This is a genomic window from Arachnia propionica (assembly GCF_003932785.1).
Lineage (GTDB): Bacteria > Actinomycetota > Actinomycetes > Propionibacteriales > Propionibacteriaceae > Arachnia > Arachnia propionica_B.
The window spans coordinates 1-26,367 of sequence record NZ_RQYT01000045.1; the positions used below are offsets into that span (position 1 = coordinate 1).

The 26,367-nt window shown below is 68.3% G+C and carries 28 protein-coding genes; 8 read left to right on the top strand and 20 right to left on the bottom strand.

Going from position 1 to position 26,367, the window contains the following annotated elements:
- Positions 1 to 174: 174 nt before the first annotated feature.
- From EII35_RS13400 to EII35_RS13425, 6 genes are all read right to left on the bottom strand, one after another.
- Complete coding sequence (locus EII35_RS13400; protein WP_185744343.1) at positions 175 to 1,200, bottom strand: NAD-dependent epimerase/dehydratase family protein; 1,026 nt, start codon at positions 1,198 to 1,200, stop codon at positions 175 to 177.
- Positions 1,197 to 2,609 (bottom strand): GH1 family beta-glucosidase, encoded by a 1,413-nt coding sequence (locus tag EII35_RS13405; protein ID WP_125228971.1) that lies wholly within the window; start codon positions 2,607 to 2,609, stop codon positions 1,197 to 1,199. Before EII35_RS13405 ends, EII35_RS13400 begins: the two co-directional genes overlap by 4 nt.
- Entirely contained in the window at positions 2,606 to 3,556 is a 951-nt protein-coding gene (locus tag EII35_RS13410) for a carbohydrate ABC transporter permease (protein WP_260465133.1), read from the bottom strand. Before EII35_RS13410 ends, EII35_RS13405 begins: the two co-directional genes overlap by 4 nt.
- Positions 3,553 to 4,569, bottom strand: a complete 1,017-nt coding sequence (locus EII35_RS13415) for a carbohydrate ABC transporter permease (RefSeq protein ID WP_125228972.1) — start codon at positions 4,567 to 4,569, stop codon at positions 3,553 to 3,555. The genes EII35_RS13410 and EII35_RS13415 overlap by 4 nt, the downstream gene beginning before the upstream one ends.
- 62 nt (positions 4,570 to 4,631) lie before the next feature.
- The gene (locus EII35_RS13420; RefSeq protein ID WP_125228973.1) at positions 4,632 to 5,915 is read right to left on the bottom strand and encodes an ABC transporter substrate-binding protein; all 1,284 of its coding nucleotides are present in this window, start codon (positions 5,913 to 5,915) and stop codon (positions 4,632 to 4,634) included.
- Between the two features lie 118 nt (positions 5,916 to 6,033).
- Positions 6,034 to 7,071, bottom strand: a complete 1,038-nt coding sequence (locus EII35_RS13425) for a nucleoside hydrolase (protein ID WP_125228974.1) — start codon at positions 7,069 to 7,071, stop codon at positions 6,034 to 6,036.
- Between the two features lie 364 nt (positions 7,072 to 7,435).
- On the opposite strand from EII35_RS13425, the gene EII35_RS13430 reads away from it, so the two are divergent.
- From EII35_RS13430 to EII35_RS13440, 3 genes are all read left to right on the top strand, one after another.
- On the top strand, positions 7,436 to 8,122 hold the full coding sequence (locus EII35_RS13430) for a response regulator transcription factor (protein ID WP_125228975.1): 687 nt from the start codon (positions 7,436 to 7,438) through the stop codon (positions 8,120 to 8,122).
- Positions 8,123 to 8,154: 32 nt separating this feature from the next.
- On the top strand, positions 8,155 to 9,564 hold the full coding sequence (locus EII35_RS13435; RefSeq protein ID WP_260465134.1) for a sensor histidine kinase: 1,410 nt from the start codon (positions 8,155 to 8,157) through the stop codon (positions 9,562 to 9,564).
- Positions 9,565 to 9,818: 254 nt separating this feature from the next.
- Positions 9,819 to 10,415 carry a hypothetical protein gene (locus EII35_RS13440; protein ID WP_125228976.1) on the top strand — a complete coding sequence of 199 codons (597 nt, stop codon included), beginning with the start codon at positions 9,819 to 9,821 and terminating at the stop codon, positions 10,413 to 10,415.
- Positions 10,416 to 10,427: 12 nt separating this feature from the next.
- Here the strand turns inward: EII35_RS13440 and EII35_RS13445 are convergent, their stop codons facing one another.
- The gene (locus EII35_RS13445; protein WP_125228977.1) at positions 10,428 to 11,123 is read right to left on the bottom strand and encodes a DUF6891 domain-containing protein; all 696 of its coding nucleotides are present in this window, start codon (positions 11,121 to 11,123) and stop codon (positions 10,428 to 10,430) included.
- 54 nt (positions 11,124 to 11,177) lie between these two features.
- Here EII35_RS13445 and EII35_RS13450 point away from each other — a divergent pair, with 54 nt between their 5' ends.
- Genes EII35_RS13450 through EII35_RS13460 form a run of 3 tightly spaced genes read left to right on the top strand, consistent with a single transcriptional unit; the run spans position 11,178 to position 13,041 of the window.
- The gene (locus EII35_RS13450) at positions 11,178 to 11,813 is read left to right on the top strand and encodes a hypothetical protein (protein WP_125228978.1); all 636 of its coding nucleotides are present in this window, start codon (positions 11,178 to 11,180) and stop codon (positions 11,811 to 11,813) included.
- Positions 11,810 to 12,403 carry a hypothetical protein gene (locus tag EII35_RS13455; RefSeq protein ID WP_125228979.1) on the top strand — a complete coding sequence of 198 codons (594 nt, stop codon included), beginning with the start codon at positions 11,810 to 11,812 and terminating at the stop codon, positions 12,401 to 12,403. The genes EII35_RS13450 and EII35_RS13455 overlap by 4 nt, the downstream gene beginning before the upstream one ends.
- Complete coding sequence (locus tag EII35_RS13460) at positions 12,400 to 13,041, top strand: hypothetical protein (RefSeq protein ID WP_125228980.1); 642 nt, start codon at positions 12,400 to 12,402, stop codon at positions 13,039 to 13,041. Before EII35_RS13455 ends, EII35_RS13460 begins: the two co-directional genes overlap by 4 nt.
- Here the strand turns inward: EII35_RS13460 and EII35_RS13465 are convergent.
- From EII35_RS13465 to bluB, 10 genes are all read right to left on the bottom strand, one after another.
- On the bottom strand, positions 12,944 to 14,278 hold the full coding sequence (locus tag EII35_RS13465) for a hypothetical protein (RefSeq protein WP_125228981.1): 1,335 nt from the start codon (positions 14,276 to 14,278) through the stop codon (positions 12,944 to 12,946). The genes EII35_RS13460 and EII35_RS13465 overlap by 98 nt on opposite strands.
- Entirely contained in the window at positions 14,275 to 15,933 is a 1,659-nt protein-coding gene (locus EII35_RS13470) for a bifunctional metallophosphatase/5'-nucleotidase (protein WP_125228982.1), read from the bottom strand. Before EII35_RS13470 ends, EII35_RS13465 begins: the two co-directional genes overlap by 4 nt.
- A 77-nt stretch (positions 15,934 to 16,010) precedes the next feature.
- A complete protein-coding gene (gene rplI / locus EII35_RS13475) occupies positions 16,011 to 16,457 on the bottom strand; it encodes a 50S ribosomal protein L9 (protein WP_125228983.1) in 447 nt (148 codons plus the stop codon).
- 15 nt (positions 16,458 to 16,472) lie between these two features.
- Positions 16,473 to 16,712 (bottom strand): 30S ribosomal protein S18, encoded by a 240-nt coding sequence (gene rpsR / locus EII35_RS13480; RefSeq protein WP_125228984.1) that lies wholly within the window; start codon positions 16,710 to 16,712, stop codon positions 16,473 to 16,475.
- Positions 16,713 to 16,816: 104 nt separating this feature from the next.
- Positions 16,817 to 17,377, bottom strand: coding sequence for a single-stranded DNA-binding protein (locus EII35_RS13485; protein ID WP_125228985.1), 561 nt, complete (start codon positions 17,375 to 17,377; stop codon positions 16,817 to 16,819).
- Positions 17,378 to 17,487: 110 nt separating this feature from the next.
- On the bottom strand, positions 17,488 to 17,775 hold the full coding sequence (rpsF, locus tag EII35_RS13490) for a 30S ribosomal protein S6 (RefSeq protein ID WP_125228986.1): 288 nt from the start codon (positions 17,773 to 17,775) through the stop codon (positions 17,488 to 17,490).
- A gap of 92 nt (positions 17,776 to 17,867) precedes the next feature.
- On the bottom strand, positions 17,868 to 18,626 hold the full coding sequence (locus EII35_RS13495; protein ID WP_125228987.1) for an SGNH/GDSL hydrolase family protein: 759 nt from the start codon (positions 18,624 to 18,626) through the stop codon (positions 17,868 to 17,870).
- Complete coding sequence (locus EII35_RS13500) at positions 18,623 to 18,997, bottom strand: rhodanese-like domain-containing protein (protein ID WP_125228988.1); 375 nt, start codon at positions 18,995 to 18,997, stop codon at positions 18,623 to 18,625. The genes EII35_RS13495 and EII35_RS13500 overlap by 4 nt, the downstream gene beginning before the upstream one ends.
- Before the next feature lie 34 nt (positions 18,998 to 19,031).
- Positions 19,032 to 19,448 (bottom strand): PIN domain-containing protein, encoded by a 417-nt coding sequence (locus EII35_RS13505; RefSeq protein ID WP_125228989.1) that lies wholly within the window; start codon positions 19,446 to 19,448, stop codon positions 19,032 to 19,034.
- An 85-nt stretch (positions 19,449 to 19,533) separates the two neighbouring features.
- Positions 19,534 to 20,166: a 5,6-dimethylbenzimidazole synthase gene (gene bluB / locus EII35_RS13510; RefSeq protein ID WP_125228990.1), complete on the bottom strand. Its 633-nt coding sequence runs from the start codon at positions 20,164 to 20,166 to the stop codon at positions 19,534 to 19,536.
- A gap of 108 nt (positions 20,167 to 20,274) precedes the next feature.
- On the opposite strand from bluB, the gene EII35_RS13515 reads away from it, so the two are divergent.
- Both EII35_RS13515 and EII35_RS13520 read left to right on the top strand, forming a co-directional pair.
- A complete protein-coding gene (locus EII35_RS13515) occupies positions 20,275 to 21,024 on the top strand; it encodes an ABC transporter ATP-binding protein (RefSeq protein WP_125228991.1) in 750 nt (249 codons plus the stop codon).
- Positions 21,025 to 21,028: 4 nt separating this feature from the next.
- On the top strand, positions 21,029 to 22,321 hold the full coding sequence (locus EII35_RS13520) for an FtsX-like permease family protein (RefSeq protein WP_125228992.1): 1,293 nt from the start codon (positions 21,029 to 21,031) through the stop codon (positions 22,319 to 22,321).
- Between the two features lie 6 nt (positions 22,322 to 22,327).
- Here the strand turns inward: EII35_RS13520 and EII35_RS13525 are convergent, their stop codons facing one another.
- The 3 genes from EII35_RS13525 to EII35_RS13535 all read right to left on the bottom strand — a co-directional run bounded on the left by EII35_RS13525 (position 22,328) and on the right by EII35_RS13535 (position 26,192).
- Positions 22,328 to 24,112: an AMP-dependent synthetase/ligase gene (locus EII35_RS13525; protein ID WP_125228993.1), complete on the bottom strand. Its 1,785-nt coding sequence runs from the start codon at positions 24,110 to 24,112 to the stop codon at positions 22,328 to 22,330.
- A gap of 97 nt (positions 24,113 to 24,209) precedes the next feature.
- Complete coding sequence (locus tag EII35_RS13530; RefSeq protein WP_125228994.1) at positions 24,210 to 25,028, bottom strand: MerR family transcriptional regulator; 819 nt, start codon at positions 25,026 to 25,028, stop codon at positions 24,210 to 24,212.
- Positions 25,029 to 25,163: 135 nt separating this feature from the next.
- A complete protein-coding gene (locus EII35_RS13535) occupies positions 25,164 to 26,192 on the bottom strand; it encodes an ATP-binding protein (protein ID WP_221739761.1) in 1,029 nt (342 codons plus the stop codon).
- Positions 26,193 to 26,367 lie beyond the last annotated feature (175 nt).

The following is a 26,367-nucleotide window of genomic DNA, read 5'->3' on the forward strand; positions in this document are numbered from 1 at the left end:
GTCTTCGGAACATGTCTCCTCCCGGGCCCCAGTCTGTCCCACACCCCAAAACGGGGTTTCTCCCATTCTTCGACCTCAAGGCACCCTCGGAAGCCAAGGAATGGCAGAAAACCCCGTGAGAGCACCCGGCTCGACTGAGGGGGGCAGAGGAGTCGAGCCGGGTGCAGCCTTGGGTCAGACCTGTGACAGCAGGCCGGAGCGAAGGTCGTCGAAGCCCGCGACCCAGGCGTCGACGACGCGGTCCTCGAAGCCCGGCGGGATGGGGGCGTCGAAGGCGCCGAGGGACTCCTGATGGGCGATGTGGTCGCGGGCCGCGTCGACCAGCGAGTGCTCCCAACGGAAATCCGGGAACTCCTCCCGGAACCGATCCACCGCGAAGTAGAGGTGGTGGCTCGTCAGGTCACGCAGCAGGCTCTGCTCCACCTCGGGACGCTCCAGCGCATACAACACATCCGTGGGGATGTGGACGATCGAAGGCTCCACCCCAACGGCCTCACCGAACACCCGCAGGTACTCGTCATAGGTGACGGTACCGTTGTGGGCACAGTTGTAGGCCAGCTCCCTCGGCTCCACCTCGCACAGCCTGGCGACCATGAGCCCGGTGTTGCGGGCCGCCCCTGCGTCGATGAGCGTCGTGCCGTCGCCCGGGGAGAACACCGGCCGCCCCTGCCGCAGCCTGGCGACGAGGCCCGTCGCCTTGAGACTGAACGCCGTCAACGCGAAGGACTTGCCCATCGAGTAGCCGGGCCGCACGATCGTCAACCGGGTGCCGGTTTCCTCGCAGGCCCGCTGGTACAACTCCTCGATGGCCTTCTTCGACGCCGCGTACTCGCTCGTCGGCGGCCGCCACGGGTCCTGCTCCCGCATCGGCAACCTGCTCAGCGGGTAGCCGTACACGTCCGCGGTGCTGATGAAGACCAACCGAGCCACCGGGTGCGCGGTCAGCGCCCGGGTCACCGTCTCCGCCTGCTCCGTGGTGAAGCAGGTGCAGTCCACCACGAGATCCGGCCGGAACGACGTCAGCGCGTGGGTCAGCGTCGCCTCGTCGTCCCGGTCACCGAGGAAGAGCTGAACGTCGAGGCCGAGCAGCCCACCCTCGCTGCGTTTGAGGACGGCCACCTCCCAGCCGCCGCCGAGCAGCCGCTCGATGGTGGATTCGGAGATGTTCCCGGGGCCACCCAGGAACAGTGCGCGACTCACGGCGCCTCGAATCGGTGGGTGCGGGCGACGTCGGCGTACCACAGGGCGCTGGCCTTCGGGGTGCGCTTGAGCGTGTCGTAGTCCACCCTCACGATCCCGAACCGCTCCGTGTAACCCATCGCCCACTCGAAGTTGTCGAGGAAGGACCACACCAGGTAGCCGCGCACGTCAGCGCCGTTCTCGCGCGCCTGGTGCAGGGCGACGAGGTGGTCTCGGATGTAGGCGAGCCGGTCGTTGGTGTCATCGACGTAGCCGTTCTCGTCAGGGACGTCCCGGTAGGCGGCACCGTTCTCCGTCACGACGATCGGGATCCCGGCCGGGCCCGTGTAGTCGTTGTGGATGCGTTCCAGCATGAGGCGGAAGTCCTCGGCCAGGACCTCCCAACCCATCGAGGTCTGCGGCAGGTCGCGGAGCTTGGGCTGCACCGTCTCGCTGCCCACCATCGGCGACGAGTGCTCGTAGCCGTGTTCATCGACGGTGACCTCACGGACCGCGCCCGGCGCCGCACCGGCGTGGACCGACCCGTTGTAGAAGTTGACGCCGAGCACGTCGATCGGCTGGTGGATGATCTCGAGATCCTCCGGCGTCGCCAGCTCCCTCAGCCCGGCCTCAGCCATGTCGTCGAGCACGTCCTCGGGGTAGGCCCCCTTGAAGATCGGGTCGAGGAAGAAGCGCATGAAACCGCCATCGACGCGACGCGCGGCGTCCACGTCGGCCGGGTTGTCCGGGTCGTGCGGGTGCGAGTAGGTGGTGTTGACGGTGATGCCGACCTGGAAATCGCCCGCGGCGCGCAGCGCCTTGACACCCAGGCCGTGCGCGAGCAGCAGGTGATGAGCGGCCTCGACGGCGGCGCGGGGCTCGACACGGCCCGGCGCGTGCACGCCACCCGCGTATGACAGGAACGACGCGCACCAGGCCTCGTTGAGGGTGGTGAAGGTGTCAACGCGGTCACCGAGGGCCTCCGCCATGACGGCCGCGAAGTCGGCGAACCGGTGGGCGGTGTCACGGTTGGTCCAGCCGCCCTGCTCCTCCAGGGCCTCGGGGGTCTCCCAGTGGAACAGGGTGACCCACGGCTTGATCCCGGCCGCGAGCAGCTCATCGACGAGCCGCGAGTAGAAATCGATGCCCTTCGGGTTGACGATCACCCCGTCGGGGCAGACCCTCGACCAGGAGGTGGAGAAACGGTAGGCGTTGAGCCCGAGCTCCTTCATGAGGGCGACGTCCTCGGGCATCCGGTTGTAGTGGTCGCAGGCCACCAGACCGTTGCTGCCGTCGAGGATGCGGCCCGGCTGGTCGCAGAACGCGTCCCACACCGAGCGGCCGCGCCCGTCGACGTCGCCACCCTCGATCTGGAAGGCCGCGGTGGCGGCTCCGAAGAGGAAATCCTTGGGGAATTCGTAGGTGGTCATCCCTTGACAGCTCCTTGCATGACGCCGGCGACGAGCTGCCGCCCGGCGAAGACGAACAGGATCATGAGCGGAATGGTCGTGATGAGGACCCCCGTCATGACCAGCGAGTAATCGGTGAAGTAGCGGCCCTGCAGCAGGGTCAGGGCGACGGGCAAGGTCGGGTTCTTCGAACCAAGGACGATGAAGGGCCAGAAGAAGCTGGTCCAGGAGCCCACGAAGGTGAACATGCCGAGCATCGACATCGCGGGGCGCGCGGCGGGCAGGGCCACGTGCCAGAAGGTGCGGATCATGGAGCAACCGTCGACGCGGGCGGCCTCCACGAGCTCATAGGGCAGGGCACCGCGCAGGTACTGGGTCATCCAGAACACCCCGAAGGCCGAGGCCAGGCCGGGCACGATGACGGCCTGCAGCTCACCGACCCAGCCCAGCTGGGCCATGATCATGAACAGCGGCACCACGCCGAGCTGGGCGGGAACGGCCATGGTGGCGATGATGAAGACCAGCATCCCGTTGCTGCCCCTGAAGCGCAGCTTGGAGAAGGCGAAGCCGGCCAGGGTGGAGGTGAGCATCACCGAGACGGCCGTGATCACCGCGACGATGACGGAGTTCCAGGTTGCCTGCCAGATCTTGATGTCGGATTCGAAGACCCGCTGCAGGTTCACCAGCAGTTCTCCACCGGGAAGCACGGAGGGAAGCGATTTCTGGGCCACCTCGGCACCGGTGTGGGAGGCCAGGATGAGGGAGTAGTAGAGCGGCGCGAAGCAGGCGGCCACCACGATGGCGAGGAAGAGATAGGTGAAGACGCCGGGGCGACGATCCGCCCCGAAGGAACTACCCCGTGACTTGGGCACCTCGCCGTTGCGGATGGCGCGACGGCGGGCGGCCCGTGCCGCTCCCTTGCCGGCGAACTGTTCGATGGCCGGGGCCGACATCTGATGGCGACTCATGCGGACACCTCCTTGCGCGACTTCCTGCGTCGCTTGTGCTGGGGATTCTCATCCGAGGAGATCAACCGGACGATGAGATAATTGACAGCGGCCAGGGCGATGACGATGAGGAACAGCAGCCAGGCGATGGCCGCGGCCCGCCCGAAGTCACGCGTGGCTCCCCAGCCCATGTCGTGGAGGTACATGGTCAGCGTCATCCATTGTTGGTCCGACCCGCCCCGACCGCTGGAATCGAAGGTCTTGGGCTCGTCAAAGATCTGCAATCCACCGATGGTGGAGGTGAGCACCATGAAGATCAGGGTGGGGCGGATCATCGGGATGGTGACGAAGAAGAAGCGTCTGACCCGACTCGCGCCGTCGATGATGGCGGCCTCGTAGAGGTCGCGGGGAATGGCCTGCATGGCGGCCAGGATGATGAGGGTGTTGTACCCGGTCCAGCGGAAGTTGACCATCGTGGCGATGGCGAAGTGCGCCGCCAGCGGGTCGACGTGCCAGCCGATGGGGTTCTGTCCGAGGGCGGCAATCAGGGCGTTGGCCAGACCGCTCTGGTCGGCGAACAGCTTGCCGAAGATGAGCGAGACCGCGACGGGGGTGACGACATAGGGCATGAGCACACCCAGCCGCCAGAAGGTCTTGGCGCGCAGGTTGGCATCCAGCGCCGCGGCGATGAGCACCGCGGCGATGAGCTGGGGGATCGACGACAGGACGAAGATGGAGAAGGTGTTTCCGAGGGACTTCCAGAAGTTGGGTTGCCCCAGTACGGAGGAGAAGTTCTCGAACCCGACAAACCCCTGATTTCCCTTGATGAGATGCCATTCATGGACAGAGATGAAGGCGGTGTAGAGCATCGGGAACAGCCCCGTCAGCCCGAAGATGATGAAGAACGGGGCCACGTAGAGGTAGGGACTCACCTTCATGTCGATGCGGTTGAGTCGCTCGCTGCCGGTCATGCGCGGCTCCGGGGCTGGGGGCGGTGTCACTGCCTCCGATTGCTCCTTGGATGTCACTGTCATGTCATTCCCCTTGCTGAGGGCACCCCGGGCGGGGTGCCCTCAGCGGTTTTGGTGGACGATGGTCACTTGACTTCGTTCTTGTACTGATCCAGAGCCTGCTGCCAGGAGTCCTCAGCACTGGCGGCACCGGTGTCGACGCGACCCAGTGCGTCGCCGACGATGCCGCGGATCTGGGCGTATCGCTTACCGGTGAAGGGCTGGACGGTGATCTTGGCAGCCATCTCACCGTAGATCTTGCCGACCGGGGCGTCATTGAAGAACTCACTCTTGGCGTCAGCGATCTCAGGGGACTCAACGGCCTTCACCTGGCTCGGGAAGGTGTCCTTCACCTTGTAGGCCTTGAGCTGCTGCTCGGGTGCGGTCAGCCAATCGGCGAGCTTCTTGGCCTCCTCCTGGTGCTTCGACTGGGTGGGGACCATCAGGTAGGAACCACCGGAGTTGCTGGGGCCACCGGGGAAGACCGGAGCGATGTCCCAGCCCTTGACGCCCGCAGCCTGATCCTTGATGACACCGGCCATCCAGCTCGGGCACATCGTGGTGGCGAACTTCGCCGGCCCCTGGAAGGCAGCGGTCCAGTCCTCTTCCCAGGCGACGAGGTGGGCCGACTGGTCCATGTTGGCGGTGATGAGGTCATAGACCTTCTTGATCTCGGCGTTCTGGTCCAGCGGGATGGGGGTGTCGTCGCTGTTCTCGAACGCGTTCGGCATCTGCGAGATCATGCCCTGGAAGACCACGGAGCTGGAGTCGAACCACGCAACATCGGGCTTCTTGGCCTTGAACTCGGCTCCGACCTTGAAGTAGTTCTCCCAGTCGCCCTCGAGAAGCTTCGCGACCTCTTCGCGGTCGGTCGGCAACCCGGCCTCAGCGAAGACATCCGCGCGGTAGCAGATCGCGTTGGGGGCTGAGTCGGTGCCGTAGCCGAGCAGTTTGCCGTCCGGGGAGGTGGCCTTCTGGGATTTCCAGTCGAACCAACGGTCCTTCACGTCGTCACCGCTGAGGTCAACCCACTGATCCTCGTACTGCACCAGCTCGGGCATCCAGTCACCCTCGACGGCGACGACATCCGCCAACCCTGAACCGGCGGCGATCTTGGTGTTCAGGTCGTCGCGGGCGTTGGTCGCCTGGGCAGTGCGCTGCTCCTCGATCTTGATGTTCGGGTTCTGCTTCATGTACTCCGCGTACAACTCTTCGTACCCGAAGTCGTTGAACAGTGAGATGGTGAGGGTGATCTGTTCGCCGTCGCCACCTCCTTGTTCGGTGCTCTTCGCACCGCTGCCGCAGGCGGTCATCGCCAGCAGCACGCCGGTGGTGGCGGCCAGGGCGACCGCCTTCTTCCTGATTTTCATGGGAACTCCCTTGTTCAGTGGATTGTTTCCGCTGGTTCTTTCTGGTGGGTGATTTCCCGATGGTGTCATCGGGAAATCGTGGTGGATTCACATCGGCGCCAAGGCCGTCGTCCGGGGTTCAGACGTCGGACTGCCACCTCGCGAACTCCTCGATCTTGAGGCACATGTCCTCAACGATCAGGCGCATGTCGATGCTGGTGTAGACCCGCATGGGTCGGGTGCCGTGCATCGGTCGGTAGTCCCCGGATTCCATGATCCGGGGCGTCGGTTTGACGATCCATCGCGACGACGCCGTGTCGGCCTCGTACACGGTCTGGAGGGCCGTGAGGAGGACGAGGGCATTGTCACCGATGTCATACCCCCCAGTGATGGGCTGACCTGCGGCGGCACAGTCGTCGAGCAGTTTCTTGATCTCGCTGTACATGTAGGCGCCGAGCGGGCCGGTCCCGCCGATACGGATGCGCAGCTCTGACTCGGAGATGATGGCGTGGCGGTAGGTGTCGCGGGGCACCTGCCAGATGGTGAGGTCCTGGGCGTCGAAGCAGACCCGGCCGGAGTTGACGTCGATCATGAGGTTGTACTCGATCGGCATCGCCCCGGGCGGCGGGTCGCCGAGGCCGACGTACTCCGGGCCGCCGACCCACACCAGGGTCAGTCGCTTGGCCACCTCGGGCTCCATGAGGATGGCCGAGGCGAGGTCGGTGAGGCCGCCGCCCGCCGCATAGTAGAGCGGCGTCGGATCGTCCCTGAGGGCCTCCTCGATGATGCGACGGGCCGCGGACGAGTCCTGCGGGGTCTGGAGATCCACCAGCGCCTTCTCCGCACCACGCCACACCAGCTCGGTCGACTCGCAGCCCATCCGCGCCAGCAGGTCCAGCGCGATGGCCTCGGCGTCGGTGGCGGTGTGCGGGGAGTCCGTCATGGGGTCGCCCTCACGCAGATGGGAGGCGACGATGCCGACGATGCGGACGCTCGGCGAGAGCATGTGGTGGACGAGCTGGTAGAGGTCGTCCGGGTCACCCGCGAAGTCGTTGTCGACGATGACGCGTGCGGCGGGCGGGCACGGGGGAACGTCGCGCCACGGGGTCTCGCCGTAGCGCCAGCGCTTGGCCTGGGCGATGCCGTGATCGGTACCCGGCGTCGGGACTCTGGTCATGCCACCTCCTCGTTCAGTGTGTGAGAGACAGTACCTGCTTTTTGCTCCAGATGGAAGCGCTCTCACCAACGCACTGCACCACCCACCCCCAGAAGTCATCTGCGCTAGCCAGAGCTTTGTCAGAAGGGTAATCGACCACCCCGCCGGATGCCTCTTCGCGACGGAAAGTGTTACCGAGTCGAGACCTCTGACGACCCGACCCCCGGACGGCCCCTCCGCACCCGCCCGCAGGAGGCGCGATTCAGGGCCGCGGACGGGGCGAGGCTCGGGCCGGACCTCGTCGCGGTCACCCGCGGCATCGCTCATCCCCTTCGGTTCCGCGGTTCGAGTGGGGTTTGTCGCCACCGGATGGCACTCTTGACCCATGCAGATCCTGGTGGTGGACGACGATCAGGCCGTGCGCGACTCCCTCGCCCGGTCCCTGAAGTACTCCGGCGACGAGGTGGTCACGGCCGCCGACGGCGTGGAGGCCCTGGCCAAACTGGCCGGACACAGCTTCGACGCCGTCATCATGGACGTCATGATGCCCCGTCTCGACGGCCTCGAGACCACCCGGATGCTCCGGGAGGGCGGCAACGACGTCCCCATCCTCATCCTCACCGCCCGCGATGCCGTCGGCGACCGTGTCGACGGGCTCGACGCCGGGGCCGACGACTACATGGTCAAGCCGTTCGCCCTCGACGAGTTGCTGGCCCGGCTGCGTGCGCTGACCCGTCGCTCGAAGCAGGCACCCGAGTCCGAGTCGCGTGTGCTGACCTTCCAGGACGTCACCCTCGACCCGCAGCACCGGGAGGTCACCCGGGCCGGGCAGCACATCTCCCTGACCCGCACCGAGTTCGCGCTGTTGCAGGCCTTCATGGAGAATCCGCGCCGGGTGATGGAACGCAACACCCTCCTCAACGAGGTGTGGGGCTTCGAGTTCCCCGCCACCGCGAACTCCCTTGAGGTCTACATCGGGTACCTGCGCCGCAAGACGGAGGCCGGTGGTTTGCCGCGGCTCATCCACACCGTGCGGGGTGTCGGCTACGTCCTGCGCGAAACCGCCCCGTGATCGGGTCCCTCTGGATCCGGCTCCAGCGAGGCGTGTCCCGACTCATCACCGGGCAGTCGTTGCGGTCCCGCCTGGCCTCGCTGACCGGCATCTCAGTCGCCGCCTCCGTGCTGCTCGTCGGGAGCACCGCCTACATCGCCACCCGGGTCTCGCTGCTGGACCAGCTCGACCAGGACATGACCTCCGCGGCCCACGGCGTCGCCTCCCGGATCGCGACGGATGTCGACAACCTCGGCGGGCTGACCGCCGACCTCCTCGGCGCCTCCCGTGAGCTCGTCGCCATCACCTCCGCCACGGGCGGGGCTCGTCAGCTCCCCGGACAGTCGGTGGTGCTCGCCCCTGAGGCCGGCGACGTGGCGCTGGCCCGCATGCAGCGGGAACAGCGTGCCCGATCGTTCATGTCCCCCGACGGCACCGCGTACCGGCTGGTGTCGGTCCCGATGCGGGCGAGCGACGGCACCGGCGCGATGGGCAACTACGCCGTCCTCTACGCCCGCCCCATGGACGCCCTCAACGGCACCCTCCAGTCGTTGCGGCTCGTCATCCTGCTGTCCGGGATCGTCGGGATCATCGCGACGACGGCGACGGCGCTGTGGGCGGCACAGACCACCCTGGGCCCGGTGCGTCGCCTGTCGAACGCGGTGAAGAACGTCACCCGCACCGATCAGCTCACCCCCATCCGCATCTACGGCAACGACGACCTCGGCGAATTGACCCAGAGCTTCAACCTCATGCTGAAGTCGCTGGCCACCTCGCGGGAGCAGCAGCGGCAGCTCATCGCCGACGCGGGTCACGAGCTGCGCACCCCCCTCACCTCGATGCGCACCAACGTCGAGTTGCTCGTCGCGGACGACAAGTCCGGGATGCTGCCCGAGGGGGCGCGCTCGGAGATCCTCGACGACGTCTCCGCCCAGCTCGGCGAGTTCTCGGCCCTCGTGGGCGACCTCGTGGCGCTCACCCGCGACGACCACCTGCAGCGCGAGCCGGAACGGCTCGACTTCTCGGAGGTCGTGGAGGCGGCCCTGGCCCGCGCCGAGCGTCGCGGCCCCAACATCACCTTCCACACGGAGCTGGTGCCGGTGGCGGTGCTGGGAGACGCATCAACGCTGGAGCGTGCCGTGACGAACCTCCTCGACAACGCAGTGAAGTTCTCCCCCAACGACGGTGCCATCTGGGTGGAGCTCACCGGGGAAGGCGTGCTCACCATCACCGACTCCGGCCCGGGCATCGCGGAGGAGGACCTGCCGCACATCTTCGACCGGTTCTACCGCTCCGACCGGGCCCGCAACACCCCCGGCACCGGCCTGGGCCTGGCCATCGTCGCCCACACCGTGGAGGCGCATTCCGGCACCGTCCGGGCCGGAAACCATCCCGGCGGCGGGGCCCGCTTCACGATGCGACTCCCGGTGCTGCGCGACGCAGGGTCGCCGCTGTCCCCATGACGCGGGGATGAAACCCCAGTTCTTCCACAGAGTTGTCCACAGGTGGGTAAAACCACACCGGTGTAACTCATCGCCCACTACGGGCCGGCGCGGGCGCTCCACCCTTGCCTGACAGGACGGATGACATGATCTCCCCCTCCTCCCCAGTCATCCCGAGGATGTCCACAGGGTTGTCCACAACTGGGTAAAACCACATCCGTGTAACTCCCCCGCACCCCGCTAGAGTGACGGTGGATCCATCACTGGGAGGTCACATGCTGGGATTCGTTGCGCTTGATCATCGGCCGGGCGACGACACCGTCGCGCTGTGGCTCATCAGCCGGACCGACCCTGCGGAGGCCTCCAGCACCAACGCCGTCGTCGTGGATCTCGCCGCGCCGGACGCACTCGCGAAGATCCACGCGCTGACCCGGGACCGGGTCGTCGTCCTCACCCCGGACAGCGAGGCCGCCGGGCTTCCCGTCGACCCTCACGACGTCGGGATCGTCGACGAGTTCATCGCCGCCACCCGCACGCACCAGGCCGCCATCGTCGACGCGATCCGCGCGCACCAGGCCACGAGGAAGGGACAGAAGCTGGTGGCACCCACCTTCCCCGCCGAGGCGGAGGCTCCTCAGGAATGGTCGACCGCACCGGAGCTGCGGGCGCTGCAGCTCGCCCGCTGGCTGGGCCGGACCTGGACGAACTGGCTCGTCAGCGACGGGGAGCGGCTGCGACGCACCACCCAGCCGCGCACCGGCCGCACCCCGTGGATCATGCCGGAGGAACTCAACCAGCCGCAGCTGCTGGAACTCCCCCCGGCCCTCGACGACGTGTGGCGGGTGGAGCCCCTCACCCCGGCACCTCGCTGAGGCCGCGCTCGGTCAGCGTGGCGGGAACGGGACGTAGTAGTCGACGCCCGTGAGGCGGATCCGTCGGCTCATCGAGCCGTCCCACACCACCTCGATGCCATGCTCCTCGAAGATGGGGACGACCACCTCCTTCATGAGCTTCAACGTGAGGCGGTCGTAGGTGCGGTCCCGCTCCCGATCCGACATCGCGTTGAACTCCTCCTCACTCACGTGGGCGGGCCAGAAGAGGCCGTAGTTGAGGCACACCTCGCCGGACTCAATGAGCGACTCGGTGTCCTGCTCGTGGAAGAACACGTAGCCGAGCCACTGATCGAAATCCCCGGCCTCGGCCTGCTCCGCGCCGATCTCCGCAGCCCCGCAGGTGCCGCAGCACGTGAAGTCCATCTCCGCGACGACCTTCGCCCGACGCAACGCCTCGAACGCCGTCGCCAGCCGGGACTCGGGCACCTCGCCGAAGGTCGCCTGTTGGGCGCGCCGGGCATCCATGAGGTACTCGGCCACCGCATGGGCCTGCTCGTCGGGGATCTCCTCGTCGTCGAGGTGGTCCTGCAGCAGCTCGGCGTAGAGCTCGACGTCGTCCTCGCCACGGAGGATCTCCTGCCACAGGGTGGACAGCAACTCCTCCCGGTCCTCCTCATCGAGGGAGACCGAAGGCAGCAGGTGGGCAGGGAAGGTGAGCTCCTCGGGGCGAGCGTTCAGATCAGTCACAACGCGACGATAGCGCGCCGGTCCGACACCGGGGCGACCTTGTAGAATCACCCCATGGACGGGGGTTGGAAGTACACGCACGCGCCACGGTGGCGCATCGTCACCCCGCTCCGGGTCAGCCTCGTGGCCCTCCTCGCCGCGGTGGTCGTCATCGGGGTTTTCGGCGGGTGGCGCCGGGACGAGCGGAGCAGGGCGGACACCCCGACGATCCAGCCGGGTGAGACCATCTCCGGGCTGCCCTTCGCCATCACCCCGAAGCGGGCGGAGTGGACGACGAGTACCGAGGAGCCGTTCTTCACCCAGGAGGGCGAACGGCTCATCGTGCTGGTCCTCGAGCTCGAGACCATGGCCGACTTCCCGGTCCACGCGAACACCCTCAGCGACGAACTCATCACCGACATCCGCAGCTCGGAGGGGACCGAGTTCCTGCCCGGGTTCTTCAAGAGGACGGCGAGGAGCGCCTACCGCACCATCGACCTCAGGACCTCCGCCGCCCTGCCCCCCGAGCTGCCCCAGGAGATCGGTTTCGTCTTCACCCAGCCGACCTCCACCCCCCTTCCCGAGGAGGTCACCGTCCTGCTGCCGAACCTCACCTGGCGCGAGCACAGCGGGGGGATCGGGTACAGCTGGTTCGACCCCGTCGTCAGGGCGCAGGTGACCCTGCCCCTGGAGAGGATGGCGGATCCGTGACCGCCCGCCCCCGCAGGATCTGGTCCTCACTGCTGGTGTTGGTGCTGGCGCTGCTCGTCGGATCCTGGCTCACCACTCTCGTCCCCACCCGGCAGGAAGCCGTCGAGACGCCGTTCCGACAAGAGACCACGATCGGCCAGCCCGCCCGGTTCCGTCCCGGCACCGTCACCGTGACCCGGATCTCGCTGGCGCCCACGGTGACGGGGCCCTACGGCAAGGAGGAGAACCGAACCACCGGGATCTGGCTCGTCGTCGACCTGGAGTTCGTCGCCGCCTCGGAGCCCAGCGACATCTCCCTGCTCTTCCTCGAGGACAGCCAGGACCGCACCCACGGCCACAGCCAGTCGGTGTCCACCCCCTGCAGCCCCGCCCAACCGGGATTCGTCCTCGCCTGCCGCATGGCCCTGGAGGTCAACCCGAAGGTGCTGCCCGGCTCCAAGCTCATCATCCCGATCACCACCTTCCTGCTCAACAACCCTGACGACATGGTGGTGGTGGACCTCGGCATCGACGACGCCGCCCTGGCAACCCTCATGGCGCAGGCCCGCCCCACCGAGCTGCCACCCGCCTTCGTGAAGGGCAAGGCATGAGACGCTCCTGGTGGCGGCGCAACGGCGGCTGGCTGATCGCCATGCCCCTCATCCTGGCCCTGACCATCGCCGCCTCGTCGCAGCGCATGGTCAACACCTACCTGCGCTGGCGCAACACCGACCCCGTCACCGCCGTCGACGGGACCGCCCACCTCAGCCAGGACTTCGAGTACCTCGAGGAACAACACCGCCTCGAGGTCACCGCCACCGTGGTCGGCATCAGCAACCCCGACCACCTGGAGGAGGGGTGGAGCACCATCGTCGCCGCCCCGGACGGGGTGCTGTGGCAGATCGACGTCGAGTTCCGGGCCGACCCCGACCAGATCCTGTCGGCGTGTCAGGGACTGCTCGTCTCCGACGGGGTGAAGTACGGCCCCAACGCGGCCAAGGTCGATGCCGAGACGGGCGACCGCGGCGGCATGCTCGGCACCTACCTCCTGCAGTGCGTCCCCTCGGACACCCCCGGGCCCAGGTTTGATCCCTTCGGTCCCGGCATCGAACCGGCCGAGACCCCGCGGCCACCGCAGTGGGTCTCGTCGCTCACCTTCGTGCTGCCCTCCGGGGTGACCCCGGAGGAACTGCACCTGTGGTGGCATGAACCGCGGTACCTGCGGTTCCCACTCGAGGTGGATCGGTGAGGAGTGGTCGGGCCGCACGCTGAGCGGCGCTGACGGCGTTGACGGCGGCGGCCAGCACCGCCATGGACAGCACGAAGTAGACTGCGCGGACAGCCACATCCATGTAGGGGATGAGGGCCATGCGCAGCAGCACCGGTCGGGGTCCGACAAGGAGATGGACGCCGTGGGCAACGGCCACCTGCAGCATGTTGAGCCCCATGAAGGCGATGCAGAAGACGGTGGTGACAACGGCGCCCGTGCTGAGCACCCGTTGGATCCCCGTCCACGACTCGGCGAACGGCTCGATCACCGGGTTGAGGAGCCGGACGATGAACCGTTCCAGCAGGTGCGGCAGCTGCATCCAACGCCGCATCCGCACTCCGATGCGTCGCTGCAGTTCCTCCGCCGACGGCAGGTCATGGAACGCCGTGTCCTGCCGTTCCTCATAGATGCTGGCTCCCAGGATCAGCCAGGCAACCGGCACGACGAGCAGCATCGTCGACGAGCCGAGGAACCAGACCAGCCACTCCCCTGATGCGGCCAGGACCTTCCCCGCGGGTCCCGCCCACTCGACGACCCCGGACCAGATCCGAAGGACCTCCTGCACGACGACCCGCTCCCCGAACCACTGCGCGAGAGACAGGAAGTGGCGCTTCAGGGCGTGGAGCAGCGACACCATCCACAGCGCCTCGACATAGGCGGCCAGGGCGGCGACCGCGACGATGCGCTCCCCCAGACCCGACATGGCAATCGCCCATCGCAGCAGCAGCGCCGCGGCGATGAGGGCCGGGAGCTCCCACCCGGAGGCGTAGTCGACCCGCTCCGCCGACATCCTCACCTTGTTGATGAACTCGTCGAGGTTGATGTCGTGGACGTAGGCGCGGGAATCCTCCGCCAACAGTTCCTGCGCGTAGTAGAGCGCCAGGAAGGGGAGCATCACCTGGGAGGCGATCGTGAGGTCGCTGCGCAGCCGGGACCACCTGCTCCCCGGCACCACCCGATCCCGGAAGGCCGGCAGGGACTCCATCACCACCCGCAGCATGAGCACCAGGGACAGCAGGGTGGACAGCGGCGCCAACGGCAGGATGAACAGACCCGCCTTCGCCGAGTGGTTCGACGCCCACACCGCCAGCCACAGGAATCCGTGCCGACCCGCCGCGCCCAACAGGAAGATGCCCAGCAGCTGCGGCCAATGGCCCCACAGCACCCGGCCGCTGAGAGCGAACAGCGACCGGATGGCGTCGAGCCAGGCTCTCACCCCACGACCCGCCAGTTCTCGCGGAACTCCACGTCGACGCCATGGCTGACCGCGTGGTCCACCACGAGCTGACGGATGTCGCGCATGTTGTTGTAGAGCACAGGGGCCTGCGCCACCTCCGTGTACCCCCCGGCGCCGCTGAGCCGGTAGTGGTTGAGGGCGACGGCGAACCGGTCCTCATCGGCGATCGCGCGGCCGTCGGGGTGGCTGAGTCCCGTGATGCGCTGCCCGACGGGGTGACGCAGGTCGATGTCGTAGTCGACGCCGTGTGCGATGTCGTACTGGTAGTCCCAGATCGTGGTGCCGTCCCGCGTCGCGCTGGTCATCGTCGCCGGGTCGAAGGAGGCCCCCGCAGGGAGATCCGCGAAGTAGCGGGCCGCATGTTCCAGGTGGGAGCGTAGCTGGGCACCGGTGAGCTCGACGGCAGCGAGGGTGTTGTCGAAGACGTACAGGCCCGCGATGTCGCGGATGCTGACAGGGCCCTCCGGGATCGCGGCGGTGCGGGAGGTCGGCGCGGTGAGGGAGACCACCGGCAGATCGGCCCAGGCGGTCCCGCGCAGCGCCTCGGCGACGGTGGTCGCCTGGACGTGCTGGATCAGGGCGATGGCCTCGGTGGGTCGCCAGCGCGCGTCCTCGGTTCCCATCCGACGCGGCGACACCGCGATCTGCTGGTTGACGTGGCGCCTGGTCCGGTCGTGGCCGTCCTGGACCGCGGCGACGACCCTCGGGTGCGCCTGCTCGCCAGCGGCGGGATGGGCGAGTGCCGTCGCGGACAGCAGCCGCCATCCGTCGTCGGTGTGCTCCAGCTCCAGGGTGGTCTCGGTGAGACCAGCGGCGTGGGCGCGCGGCTGGGTGAGCAGGACCGGCCTGCCGGTGGCACGGCAGGTGACGAACTGCTCCGGAACGTCCTGATGGGTGTGCCCGATGACCATGAGGTCGATGCCCGGGACCTCCGCGGCGATGTCGGCGGCGGGGTTCTCCGGCGGGATGCCCGTACCGGTGGCATAGGAGGACTGCCCGATCCCGGCGTGACAGAGCACGACGACGACATCGCAGCCGTACTCGTGGCGAAGCCTCGGCACCCAGCGTCGGGCAACCTCGACCATGTCCTCGATGACGACGCCCTCACGTTCCAGGTGGTGGCGGTCCCACACCATCGAACCGGGGGTGGTGAGGCCCAGGATGCCGATCCGGATCGGGATCCCTCCAAGGCTCCTGTCGAGCGAGAGGAAACGCCGGAACCCGGCGCTCGAACCGTCCGGGTGGGAGACATTCGTGCCCAGCAGCGGGGCCTGGAGCCGGGCATTCCACCACCCGAGATGCGCGAAGCCGTAGTTGAACTCGTGGTTGCCGAGGTTGATGGCGTCGTACCCCATCACGTTGAAGGCCGCCGCCATCGGATGGGTCTCCTTCGTCTCGGCGATCGGCTCCTGCTGGGCGAAGTAGGTGTCGAGCGGGGTGCCCTGGAGGGTGTCGCCGTTGTCGACGAGCACGACGTTGTTCGGGCCGAGTTCGGTGCGTCGACGTTCCACGACCGTCGCCAACTGGGCCAGCCCCACCTCGTTGCCCTCGAAGGGACGGTCGGCGTAGTAGTCCCAGTTCAGTGCGTTGCCATGGACATCAGTGGTGGCGAGCACGGTCAATCGGTGCGACATGCATCCTCCTCAGGTCGAGAGGTTACGCCAAAGGCCCCGGATCGTGACGATCCGGGGCCTCCTGCGTGGTTCTGTCCTCAGGCGGGGACGACCTCGAAGCCGACCCGCGCGGTGACGGCGGGGTGCAGCTTGATGGCGGCGGTGTGGTTGCCGACGGCCTTCACCGGCTTGGCGAAGGAGACGGCCCGCTTGTCAACGGCGGGGCCCCCGGCCTTCTTCACAGCCAGGGCCAGGTCGTTGGCGGTGACGGCACCGAACAGGGAACCGGACTCGGAGACGCGGGCGGCCACCTTGACGGTGAGGCCCTCGATCTGGGAGCGGATCTCCTGCGCGTGCTCCACGCCACGGATCTCCCGGGCGTCGCGGGCGCGCTTGATGCCCTCGATCTGCTTCTCGGCGCCGCGGGACCAGACGATGGCCTTGCCCTGCGGGACGAGGTAGTTGCGGCCGTAGCCGTTGCGGACCTCGACGACGTCGCCGGCGATGCCGAGCTTGTCGACGGTGCTGGTCAGGATGAGCTTCATCTGCTGTTCCTCCGATCAGCGAGCGGTCGAGGCGTAGGGCAGCAGGGCCACCTCACGCGCGTTCTTGACGGCCAGCGCGATCTTGCGCTGGTCCTGGACGGACAGCCCGGTCACGCGACGGGCACGGATCTTGCCACGCTCGGAGATGAACTTCTTCAGCGTCGCGATGTCCTTGTAGTCGATGTTGGCCACGCGAGTGGTCTTCACCGGCATGATCTTCTTCTTGTTCACAGGCTTGCGCTGTGGACCGGCCATTGTGGTGCTCTCCTCATGGTGCGGGCTGGTGTCTCAGCCCATTTGGAAGCCCGTCGTGAGACGGAATGTGCCAGCCGACCCGTCGGGCCGGTTGTGCGGGTGGATCAGAACGGGGGTTCCTCGGCGACCGGCTGGTTCCACGGGTCGTTGCCGCCCCGGTTCCCACCGCCGTAACCGCCCTGGCTGCCCCAAGGGTCGTTCCCCTGGCCACCCTGGGGCTGGCCCTGTGCCGGGGCCCCAGACTGTCCGTAGTTCCCACCCTGGTTCTGGTTTCCCTGCCACTGGCCGCCGCCACCCTGACCCTGGGTGCGGGTCACCTTGGCGGTGGCGTAGCGCAGGGACGGACCGACCTCGTCGACATCAACCTCGAACACCGTGCGCTTCTCGCCCTGCTGGGTCTCGAAGGAACGAGACTTCAGCCGGCCCTGCACGATGACCCGCATCCCCTTGGTGAGGGACTCGGCCACGTGCTCGGCGTACTGGCGCCACACGGAGCAGTTGAGGAACATGGCGTCGCCGTCGCGCCACTCGCCGGTCTGGCGGTCGAAGGTGCGCGGGGTCGAGGCCACGGTGAAGCTGGCGACAGCAGCACCGCTCGGGGTGAAACGAAGATCGGGGTCTGCCGTGAGATTCCCGACCAGCGTGATCGTGGTTTCGCCTGCCATGTTCTCCTCCGGGATCGGACTTGGTTGAGTTCAGTTCAGAAACACTATGGCCACGGCCACCGACATTTTGTCACCGTGCTCCCGAAGTGGACCCAGTTGTTGAAAAGGCCTCAGGCGTCGCGCCGCAGGACCTTCGTGCGGACGATCTTCTCGTCGATGGTCATGAGACGATCCATCTCCTGGACGACGTCGGGGGTGCAGGTGACCTGCAGCACCGTGTAGCTCGCCTCGGACTTCTTGTTGATGTCGTAGGCGAGACGACGGCGACCCCAGTGGTCGACGTTGTCGATCGAACCGCCACCCTTGGTGATGACCTCGAGGTGCTTGTCGATCAGGCCAGGAACCTGGCGCTCATCGACATCGGAATCGACGAGGACCATGATCTCGTACTTGCGCATGGGTAGTGCCCAACCTCCTTCGGACTGACGGCCGCGGGCGGGTCCCACGGCAGGAGGGCATGACCGACCGGATGGACGGTCAGGGGCAAACTCTACCCGAGGCCCCCGACCTCACGAAACTGTGGCCGGGCCAGCCAGCCGGATCCGGCGATGGCATTCCAGAAGATCTCCGCCCAGTCCTTGTGACCCGCGTCGTTGGGGTGGACGAGGTCCCAGGCGAGGCGTCGGAACAGCCGGTACGGCCCATCGCAACGCATCACGGCGTGAAGCTTGACGAGGTGATGTCCGTGACGCCTGATGACCGCCCTGGCCACCGACGCCAGCTCGGCGGAGCGGCCGGCGAGGGGCTGGGTGACGAACCAGGGAACGTCCGCGACGAAACTCCCTGCCGGCAGGGCGGCCAGGACATCGGAGAAGTGCTTCTCGAAGGAGATCGGGTTGCCGCTGGAACCCAGCACGTCGTTGCTGCCGATCCCGAGCGTGACGAGATCCGCCGGGCGGGGCAGCTCCTCCAGCAACGGCAGCTGCTCGCGCACCACGTCGCGGACACCGGCCCCGGAGGACGACAGATTGGTCACGACGACGGGGCGGCCCGTGGCGGCGGCGAGCCGGTCCGCGATGAGCGGCACGTAGCCGTTCTGGACGCGGTTGGCCCCGATGCCCTGGGCGGTGGAGTCCCCGAGCGCGACGTAGTGGACCGCCGTCGCCGGGATCACGTCGGGGAACCGACGCCAGTAGGTGCGGTATCGCGCCTCCTGGCGTTCAGTGACGATCTGCCCGTAGCCGTAGCGCGCGAGGAAGGCGGCCCCCAGACCGGCCAGCCCCACGGACGCCCACCATGCGGCCCTCATCGGCGTCGATAGGGGCCGGGGACAACGGGGTTGCCGTCGCGACCCCAGGCGATGAGGCCTCCCGCGACGGACTCGGCGAGGATCCCCTGCGCGCGAAGCTGCGCGGCGACGATGGAGGAACGGAAGCCGTTGTCGCACATGACGACGACGGCGGCGTCGCGTTCGGCGAGGGGGTCGTCGCCGTGGATGGCCTCCAGTGGGTCCTCGTGGAGGATCTTCGGGTCGATGGGCCGGGCGCCGGCGGCATGCCCGGCCTCGTACTCCCCGGGGGTGCGCACGTCGATGAGGACGGCCCCCTTGCTGAGGGCCATCAGGGTGTCATCGATGCTCAGCCCGCCGGAGCGTTTGTTCAGGAAATCCATCAGACCCATGGGGTCCATGATCCCACACGCTCCCCCGCCGACCTCAGGATCGGTTCGCATCCCAGTCCGTGAGGTGGAGCACGTCCGGGCAGGAATCGGCGAAGGCCCGGTCCAACGTCAACACCGTCGCCCTCCGCATTCGGGCCACTGCTGCCAGGTAGTGATCCGTCACCTGTTTGTGTCCGACCACGGAGGACAGATCAACATCGACGTAGGAGGGGGCGTCGGCGAAGAACTGCCATCCGGGGCGCGCATGCACCGACTGGAGACTGCGCTGCGCGGCAGCGACCGTGAGACCGGAGCGCAGGGCGAAACGGACGAGCGCCCCTTCGACGAGGCCGTTGGTGGCGAAGCTCCCCTCCCCGAACTCCCGCCACCATCGAACCACCTCTCGGTGGTGTTCATGGTCGGGGAAGACCGAGGCGATGAGGACGTCCGCGTCCAGGAGCCAGATGCTCACTCCTCCTCCAGGGCGGCGGCGACTGCTTCCGCCGTGATCGGGTGTCCCACCCCCCGCGGCACCTTCGGGCCACGCCTGCCAGCCGTCACCAGCGGTCGTCGTGGATGAGGTCGTCGAGGGCGATGCGGTCGTTCCAGCCCAGCCGGATGAGGTCGGGCACCTCCTGCAGGCGGGTGACGTGGCCCACGCACAGCCACCCGACGGGGCGGATGTGCTCCGGGATGCCCAGCAGCTCCTTCAGGAAGGGCTCCCGGTAGAACGACACCCAGCCGACGCCGATCCCGCGAGCCGCGGCCATGAGCCAGAGGTTCTGGATCGCGCACACCACGGAGAACACGCCCGCGTCGGCGATGGTGTGACGGCCGAGGACGTTCGGGCCGGAACGGGTCGGGTCGTAGGTGGCGACCACCCCCAACCCGGACTCCCGGATCCCCTCGATCTTGATGGGTTCGAAGGTCCGACGGCGGTCGGGGTCGAGGGTGTCCGCGTAGTCGAGTCGACACTGGGCGACGTGCGTCGCGAACCGGTCCAGCAGGTCCCGGTCCCGCACGACGACGAAGTCCCACGGCTGGCTGTTCCCGACGCTCGGGGCGGCGTGGGCGGCCTCGAGCAGGGACCGGATCTCCTCGTCGCCGAGGGGTTCCCCGCTGAACTCGGCGCGGACGTCACGGCGTCGGCAGATGATCTCGGTGAGGGCTCGGCTGAGGGAGTCGTCCATGAGCTGGAACCCTATCCAGTCGGCTGGTCGGTGGTCGGGCCACCCCCACCATGAGAACTGCAGCCATCGGGATGGTCCAGAGGGTTCCGGGCCGGAAGGCTTGAGAACATGCACCACAGCGCCTCCTCGCCCCCTCTCTCGGCCCACGACCTCACCCACGTCCACCAGCTCCCTGGGCGCCGGGACGCGCAGGTGACCGCCCTCGACCACGTGAGCGTCGAGTTCCCCGAGCGGAGTTTCACCGCCGTCGTCGGGGCGTCCGGCTCGGGCAAGTCGACGCTGCTGCACTGCCTCGCCGGGCTGGAGCAGCCGACGAGCGGCGAGGTCTCGATGCTCGGCAGGTCCCTGACCGGGATGAAACCCGCGGCACGGGCCAGGTTCCGGGCCGGGAACGTCGGGTTCGTCTTCCAGGACCACAACCTCGTCCCCTCGCTCACCGCCGCCCAGAACGTCGCACTGCCGTCCCGCCTCGCCGGGACCCCCTTGTCGGCGGAGCGGACGACCGCCGCCCTGGCCGCCGTCGGCCTGGCCGACAAGGCGGATCGTGCCCCGCGACAGCTCTCCGGCGGGGAGCAGCAACGGGTGGCGATCGCCCGGGTGATGGCCACCCGTTCCCGCATCGTCCTCGCCGACGAGCCCACCGCATCCCTGGACCTCGCCTCGGGCAGGGAGGTCCTCGCCTGGCTGCGGGCCCTCCCGGAGCACTCGGCGACGGTGGTGATGGTCACCCACGACGTGGAGGCGGCCGCCTTGGCCGACTCGGCCCTGGTGATGAGCGAGGGAAGGCTGGTGGCGCACACCCGCAGCCGCGATCCCCGCGAGATCGCTGACCTGGTCCACGCGACGAGGCAGGGGTGACGTCGTGGCGCTCCTCATCTGGCGGGACATCCGTCACCACGCCCACCTGTGGCTGTGGTCCCTGCTCGTCTGCGGCACCGGGGCACTGTTCATCGGCGCCATCATCGTCACCTGGTGGAGCGCCCACCGGTGGGCCCTGCTGCAGCCCGACCCCGGCCTGCCCCTCGTCGCGGGGATCATCGGTGCGAACCTCGTCACCTACGGGGGCCTCGCCACCGCTGCCGTCCTCGCGACGACGGCCGGGCTGACGGTGGCTGCCCAGCGACGCTCCCACGCGCTGTGGCGGATCCTCGGGATCCCCGGACCGCGCATCCGCACGGTGGTGCTGACCCAGGTCGGTCTCGTCGCGATCGCGGGCGGCGCGATCGGGGCGGCCCTGGCCGTGCCCGCGGTCGGCACCCACCTGCTGTCCTGGCGTGACGTCCCCCTCTTCCCCGTCGACCTCCCGGTCGTCGTGCCGTGGTTCGCCTGGCCGACGACGGTGCTCCTCACCCTGGCCTTCGCTCTCCTCGGGGCCCTCGGCGCGGCCCGACGTGCCGCCACCGTTCCCGAGATGCGCGCGCTTCGCGACGCGGCCGCACCGGAGGTGACGACGCGTTGGTGGCAGTGGCTCCTGGCGGCCCTGCTGGGGTTCGGGGCGGTGAGCCGGTTCCGCGACGGCGACGGCGGCGCGGCGGGACAGCTGGTCACCGTGGCGACCCTGCTCATCCCGCAGTGGACGCTGCGCCCCCTGCTGTGGTGGACGCGGCTGTGGCCCGGAGGAAACGCCTGGTTCGCCGCCTGCGCCGCCGTCCGCCACCGAGCCGCGTTGAGCCTCACGACCATCGCCCCGTTCGCCATCGCCGTCGGGATGACGGGCACGTCGTACGCCATCGCCGGGGCCCGGAGAGCCGCCGGCCTGCCGGATGGCGGGGCCGGTTTCCTGACCGTCGCGGTGCCGGTGCTGACCATCGCGGGCGTCGGCGCGGTGGCGGCGATCGCCATGCTCGGGCGGGATCGACGCCGGGAGGCGGCCCTGCTGGAGGTCATCGGCGCCCGCCGGGGCGTCGTCGTGGCGAGCACGATCCTGGAGGGCGTCATCCTCGCCGTCACGGGGATCATCCACGGCCTCGCCATGACGGCACTCACCGCGTCGCTCGTGCCCCTCGCCTCCGGGGGCGGGTGGCCCATCGTGCTGCCGACCGTGGAGCTGGTCCCGGTGGCAGCCGCGACGCTGCTGCTCGCGGTCGCCGCGACCTGGCTGCCCCTCCACATGCGCCGTCGCCCGCTGCGGGACGCCCTCAGGCAGCCCGCGTGACGCACATCAGCGGCGGCGACGCTCCAGGGCCTCGTACATGCCGTCGATGAGCTCCTTGAATCGTTCCTCGACCTGACGGCGTCGCACCTTGAGGGTCGGGGTGAGCATGCCGTTGTCCATGGTGAGGTCCTCGTCCATGACCTCGGTGGCGCGGGGTCGTTCCTGGGAGGGCAGCTTGGCGGTGAGGTCGGCGACGCGGCGGCGCAGCTCCTCCGCCAGCTCACCGGACTTCACCCAGTCGGCCACCTCACCCGGCCACTGCATGAGCTTGCCGAGCTCCTCGACCTGCGGCAGCGACGGCTTGACCAGCAGGGTCACGCAGGGACGGTTGTCGCCGAGGAGGACGGCGTGCTCGAACAGCGGGTCGGCGAGGATCATCCCCTCGATCGGCTGCGGGGCGACGTTCTTGCCACCCAGGGTGACGATGATGTCCTTGATGCGGTCGGTGATGACGAGGAACCCGTCGACGTCGACATAGCCCGCATCGCCGGTGTGGAGCCAGCCGTCCTCGTCGATGGCCTGCCGGGTGGCCTCCTCGTCGTTCCAGTAGCCGGCCATGACGTTCGGGCCGCGGAACAGGACCTCGCCGTGCTCGCCGATGTGCAGCTGCCCGCCGTCGAGGACCCGCCCGGCGGTCCCGATCTTGAAGCCGCCACCGGGAGAGTTGAAGGTCACGAGCGGCGAGGCCTCGGTCAGGCCGTAGCCGGTGTAGACGGGCTGGCCGATGGCTGAGAAGAACTCCTCGACCTCCTTGCGGATCGGGGCCCCGCCACAGGCCAGGACGGCCTTGGGGCCACCGATCGCGGCGCGGATGCTGGACAGCACGAGCCGGTCAGCGATCCCCAGCTGCGCCCGCCACCACAGGGCGGGGCGGCGACCCTTACGGTAGGCGTGCTGATTCTTCGCCCCGACCCGGAGCGCCCAGGTGAAGATCGCACGCTTGGCCTTCGACGAGGCCACCTTCGCGTGCGCCGTCGCAAAGACCTTCTCGTAGAGCTTCGGCACGCTGACGAGCAGCGTCGGCTTCGCCTCGACCATCGCCTCCGCGACGGTGCGGGCGTCGGGCACATAGGTGTTCATGCAGCCCTTGAGGAGGATGATCGAGGTCCAGGCCCGCTCCAGGGCGTGCGAGAGGGGCAGGAAGCACAGCGAATGGTCGTCGCCGTCGAAGTCGAACATCTCGTCGATGGCCCGCTTCTGGGCGATGAACGCGCCGTGACGGAGCATGACGCCCTTGGGGTCACCGGTGGTGCCGGAGGTGTAGATGATCGACGCGAGGTCATCGGCCTGGGCGGTGGCGAGGCGTCTCCCGATGGCCTCGGGGTCGGGGGTGGCCCGGAAGTCGTCGAGGGGGACGACCTCCTCGGGCATGCCCTCCCAAGGGGTCATGACGACGATGAGCTCGAGCTCCGGGAGGTCGTCAGCGACCTCGAGGACCCGCTCGCACTCGCTGCGGCCGCCGACGAACATGACGCGCAGGCCGGAGTCAACGGCGATGTGGCGGATCTGCTCCGGGGTGGAGGTGGAGTAGAACGGCACGGGCACGGCTCTGACCGTCGTGGCGCCGAAGTCGACCTCGGACCACTCGGGGCAGTTGTTGGCGAACAGACCGATGCGGTCGCCGGGCTCGATGCCGCGGTCAAGGAGCCCCTGGGCCACCTCGTCGATGCGACGGCCGAACTGCTCGAAGCTACGGACCAACCAACCCTTGTCGGTCTTGATGCGGGTGGCGGGTCGGCCGCGGTGCTCCACGATGGTGTGGCGGAGCTGGACGGCGAGATGGTCGATCATGGGGCCTTAGTTTACGCGACCGTAGGTAGTGCGACGACTCCCGGAGGAGGGTGGCCGCCACCCGTTTCGGAACGACGGGGGCGGCCACCGGCAGGGCTCACGAGACCGGGATGCACACCTCGGTCACGTACTGCGCCGGGTCCTCCGATTGCGCCGGGCCGACCAGGTAGCGGTTGTACATCGGTCCGGCGATCGTGAGCCCCTCGGCATCCAGGTGGGCGCCCAGCTCGTCCACCGCGGTGCCGATGAGCTCGTAGGGGCCCTTCACCAGGGCAACCGCGACCCGCTGCTCCGGCACGTCGCGGGCGACCAGCGGGGCCTTGGCCGTCGCAACGGGCTGGACTGCGACCCAGACCTCGACGTCCACGTCGGCCTCCTTGTACTCGCGGTCGTGGAAGGTGGCCCCACACGGCCCATCGACGAGGGGCACCCGCTGGGCGGTCACCTCGGCCATGAGCTGATCCCAGGCCTGCCCCTCGTCCTGATAGGTGGGGATGACGGTGCGCAGGGCGACGACGCGGTGCGCAGGATGGATGGTGGTGGTGAGTTCGGCCATGATGGCCCTCCCTTGTGTGATGGAGATGAGTTGGTCGATCCGAGCGAGGCGCAGCTCAGCGGCCCGGGCCTCGGTCATGAGGTGCTCGCGTTGCACCACCAGCGCCCGCCGGAGCAGTTCCGGTTCCCGGCGCAGTGGGAGCAGTGCGGCGATGGCGGAGACGGAGAAGCCCACGTCGCGCAGCTGACGGATCAGCAGCGCCTCGGCCACCTGATCCGGCGAGTAGAACCGGTACCCGGTGAACCCGTCGATGCATGCGGGGCTGAGGACGCCGTGGGCGTCGTAGTGCCGGAGCATGCGCACGGACAACCGGGTCAGGGTGGAGAACTCCCCGATGCGAAGCAGTCTGGTCTCGGCCATGACCCCACTGTGGACCCTGCCACCGTGTCAGGGTCAACCGTCGTGGCGCAGAAGTGGTCAGGACGATCTCTTGCCTTCAGCGGTGCTCCCGGAAGGCTGCGTGACCGGTGCCCGTCCGTCCTCGCCGCGGCCTGCTCACGGCCGAAGACGATGCAGGCCGCACGTGACCGCGCCGTCGGGGAGCGTCAGGGTGGGGCCCGTTCCCGTGACGATCAGCCGGAACGCCGGTTCGCCGACGATCTGCTCCACGGTCGTGGCCAACGAACGCGCGGCCTCGCCGATCCGGGCCCCCGCCAACTTCACCTCGACCGCTCCCCAGCGCCCGTCCGGGTGCAGCACCACGGCGTCCAACTCATGACCATTGGAGTCGCGGTAATGCTGAATCCTCCCGCCGAAGGGACCGGACAGCACGGCCAGATCATGATGGACCGCACTCTCGAACAGGGCTCCAGCCGTGGCAGGGTCCTCTCGCAGTGACACCAGGGGAGCCTGCAGAGCGACGGCGGCCAGCGCGGGGTCGGCCAGATGGAGCTTGGCGGCGGTACGCAGTCTGGCCCGCGACCGCAGCCGGGGGGCCCAGGGCTCCTGCCGTTCGACGACGAAGAGTCTGCTGAGCAGATCCACGTAGCGCGCGACGGTCACAGGCGACAGATCCGGGGCCACGGGCGCGAGATCCCGCGCCAGGGCCTGATTCGACACCGGCGAGGCGCTGCTGGCGGCAATCGCCGCCAGCAGCCTGCCGATGACGGCCGGCGAGTTGCGGACCCCACCCAGGCGGGAGAGATCCGTGCGGACGACCTCATCCAAGTAGCCCCTCATCAGCAAGGAGGCGTCGCCGGGTTCGGCATCACGCCAGGCAGGAAAACCGGGGCGCAGCAGTCGAGCAAGCACCTCCTCGAAGGTGAGTGCCTCCCGGTCGGCCTCGACGACGGCTCCGTCGAAGAGGGCCTCCAACGACACCGTCCCCAGGTGCGGCTCGTGCTCCCACCAGGAAAGGGTCCGCATCTGTTGCCGCAGGAAACGTCCCGCCCCGGTGTGGCGGGTGTGGTCGTCAGCCGGGGTTGCCGAACCGGTGAGGATGAACTGGCCGGGCGTCGCCTCCCGGTCAACTGTTCGACGCACCTGATCCCACACCTCGGGCAGCAGCTGCCACTCGTCCAACATCCTGGGTCGCGGGCCGGTCAGCACCTGCTCGGGCGCCAGCTCGTGGAGCTGCCTCGTGCGAGGATCGTCGAGATAAGAGGGTGCGCGGATAGGGGGATCGTGACGAGGATCGTCACGGTGGCCTCTTGGCAAGGCGGACGACGAAGAGCGCACTGGAGCGTGCGTTCGAGGAGGA

Coding starts and splice junctions, on each gene's coding strand:
- EII35_RS13450 (WP_125228978.1), top strand. CDS start 11,178: ATGGACGGGGGTTGGAAGTACACGCACGCGCCACGGTGGCGCATCGTC.
- EII35_RS13530 (WP_125228994.1), bottom strand. CDS start 25,028: ATGGCCGAGACCAGACTGCTTCGCATCGGGGAGTTCTCCACCCTGACC.
- EII35_RS13495 (WP_125228987.1), bottom strand. CDS start 18,626: ATGAGGGCCGCATGGTGGGCGTCCGTGGGGCTGGCCGGTCTGGGGGCC.
- bluB (WP_125228990.1), bottom strand. CDS start 20,166: ATGGACGACTCCCTCAGCCGAGCCCTCACCGAGATCATCTGCCGACGC.
- rplI (WP_125228983.1), bottom strand. CDS start 16,457: ATGAAGCTCATCCTGACCAGCACCGTCGACAAGCTCGGCATCGCCGGC.
- EII35_RS13440 (WP_125228976.1), top strand. CDS start 9,819: ATGCTGGGATTCGTTGCGCTTGATCATCGGCCGGGCGACGACACCGTC.
- EII35_RS13525 (WP_125228993.1), bottom strand. CDS start 24,112: ATGATCGACCATCTCGCCGTCCAGCTCCGCCACACCATCGTGGAGCAC.
- EII35_RS13535 (WP_221739761.1), bottom strand. CDS start 26,192: ATGTTGGACGAGTGGCAGCTGCTGCCCGAGGTGTGGGATCAGGTGCGT.
- EII35_RS13470 (WP_125228982.1), bottom strand. CDS start 15,933: ATGTCGCACCGATTGACCGTGCTCGCCACCACTGATGTCCATGGCAAC.
- EII35_RS13410 (WP_260465133.1), bottom strand. CDS start 3,556: ATGAGTCGCCATCAGATGTCGGCCCCGGCCATCGAACAGTTCGCCGGC.
- EII35_RS13500 (WP_125228988.1), bottom strand. CDS start 18,997: ATGGGTCTGATGGATTTCCTGAACAAACGCTCCGGCGGGCTGAGCATC.
- EII35_RS13485 (WP_125228985.1), bottom strand. CDS start 17,377: ATGGCAGGCGAAACCACGATCACGCTGGTCGGGAATCTCACGGCAGAC.
- rpsF (WP_125228986.1), bottom strand. CDS start 17,775: ATGCGCAAGTACGAGATCATGGTCCTCGTCGATTCCGATGTCGATGAG.
- EII35_RS13425 (WP_125228974.1), bottom strand. CDS start 7,071: ATGACCAGAGTCCCGACGCCGGGTACCGATCACGGCATCGCCCAGGCC.
- EII35_RS13415 (WP_125228972.1), bottom strand. CDS start 4,569: ATGACAGTGACATCCAAGGAGCAATCGGAGGCAGTGACACCGCCCCCA.
- EII35_RS13430 (WP_125228975.1), top strand. CDS start 7,436: ATGCAGATCCTGGTGGTGGACGACGATCAGGCCGTGCGCGACTCCCTC.
- EII35_RS13405 (WP_125228971.1), bottom strand. CDS start 2,609: ATGACCACCTACGAATTCCCCAAGGATTTCCTCTTCGGAGCCGCCACC.
- EII35_RS13460 (WP_125228980.1), top strand. CDS start 12,400: ATGAGACGCTCCTGGTGGCGGCGCAACGGCGGCTGGCTGATCGCCATG.
- EII35_RS13515 (WP_125228991.1), top strand. CDS start 20,275: ATGCACCACAGCGCCTCCTCGCCCCCTCTCTCGGCCCACGACCTCACC.
- rpsR (WP_125228984.1), bottom strand. CDS start 16,712: ATGGCCGGTCCACAGCGCAAGCCTGTGAACAAGAAGAAGATCATGCCG.
- EII35_RS13420 (WP_125228973.1), bottom strand. CDS start 5,915: ATGAAAATCAGGAAGAAGGCGGTCGCCCTGGCCGCCACCACCGGCGTG.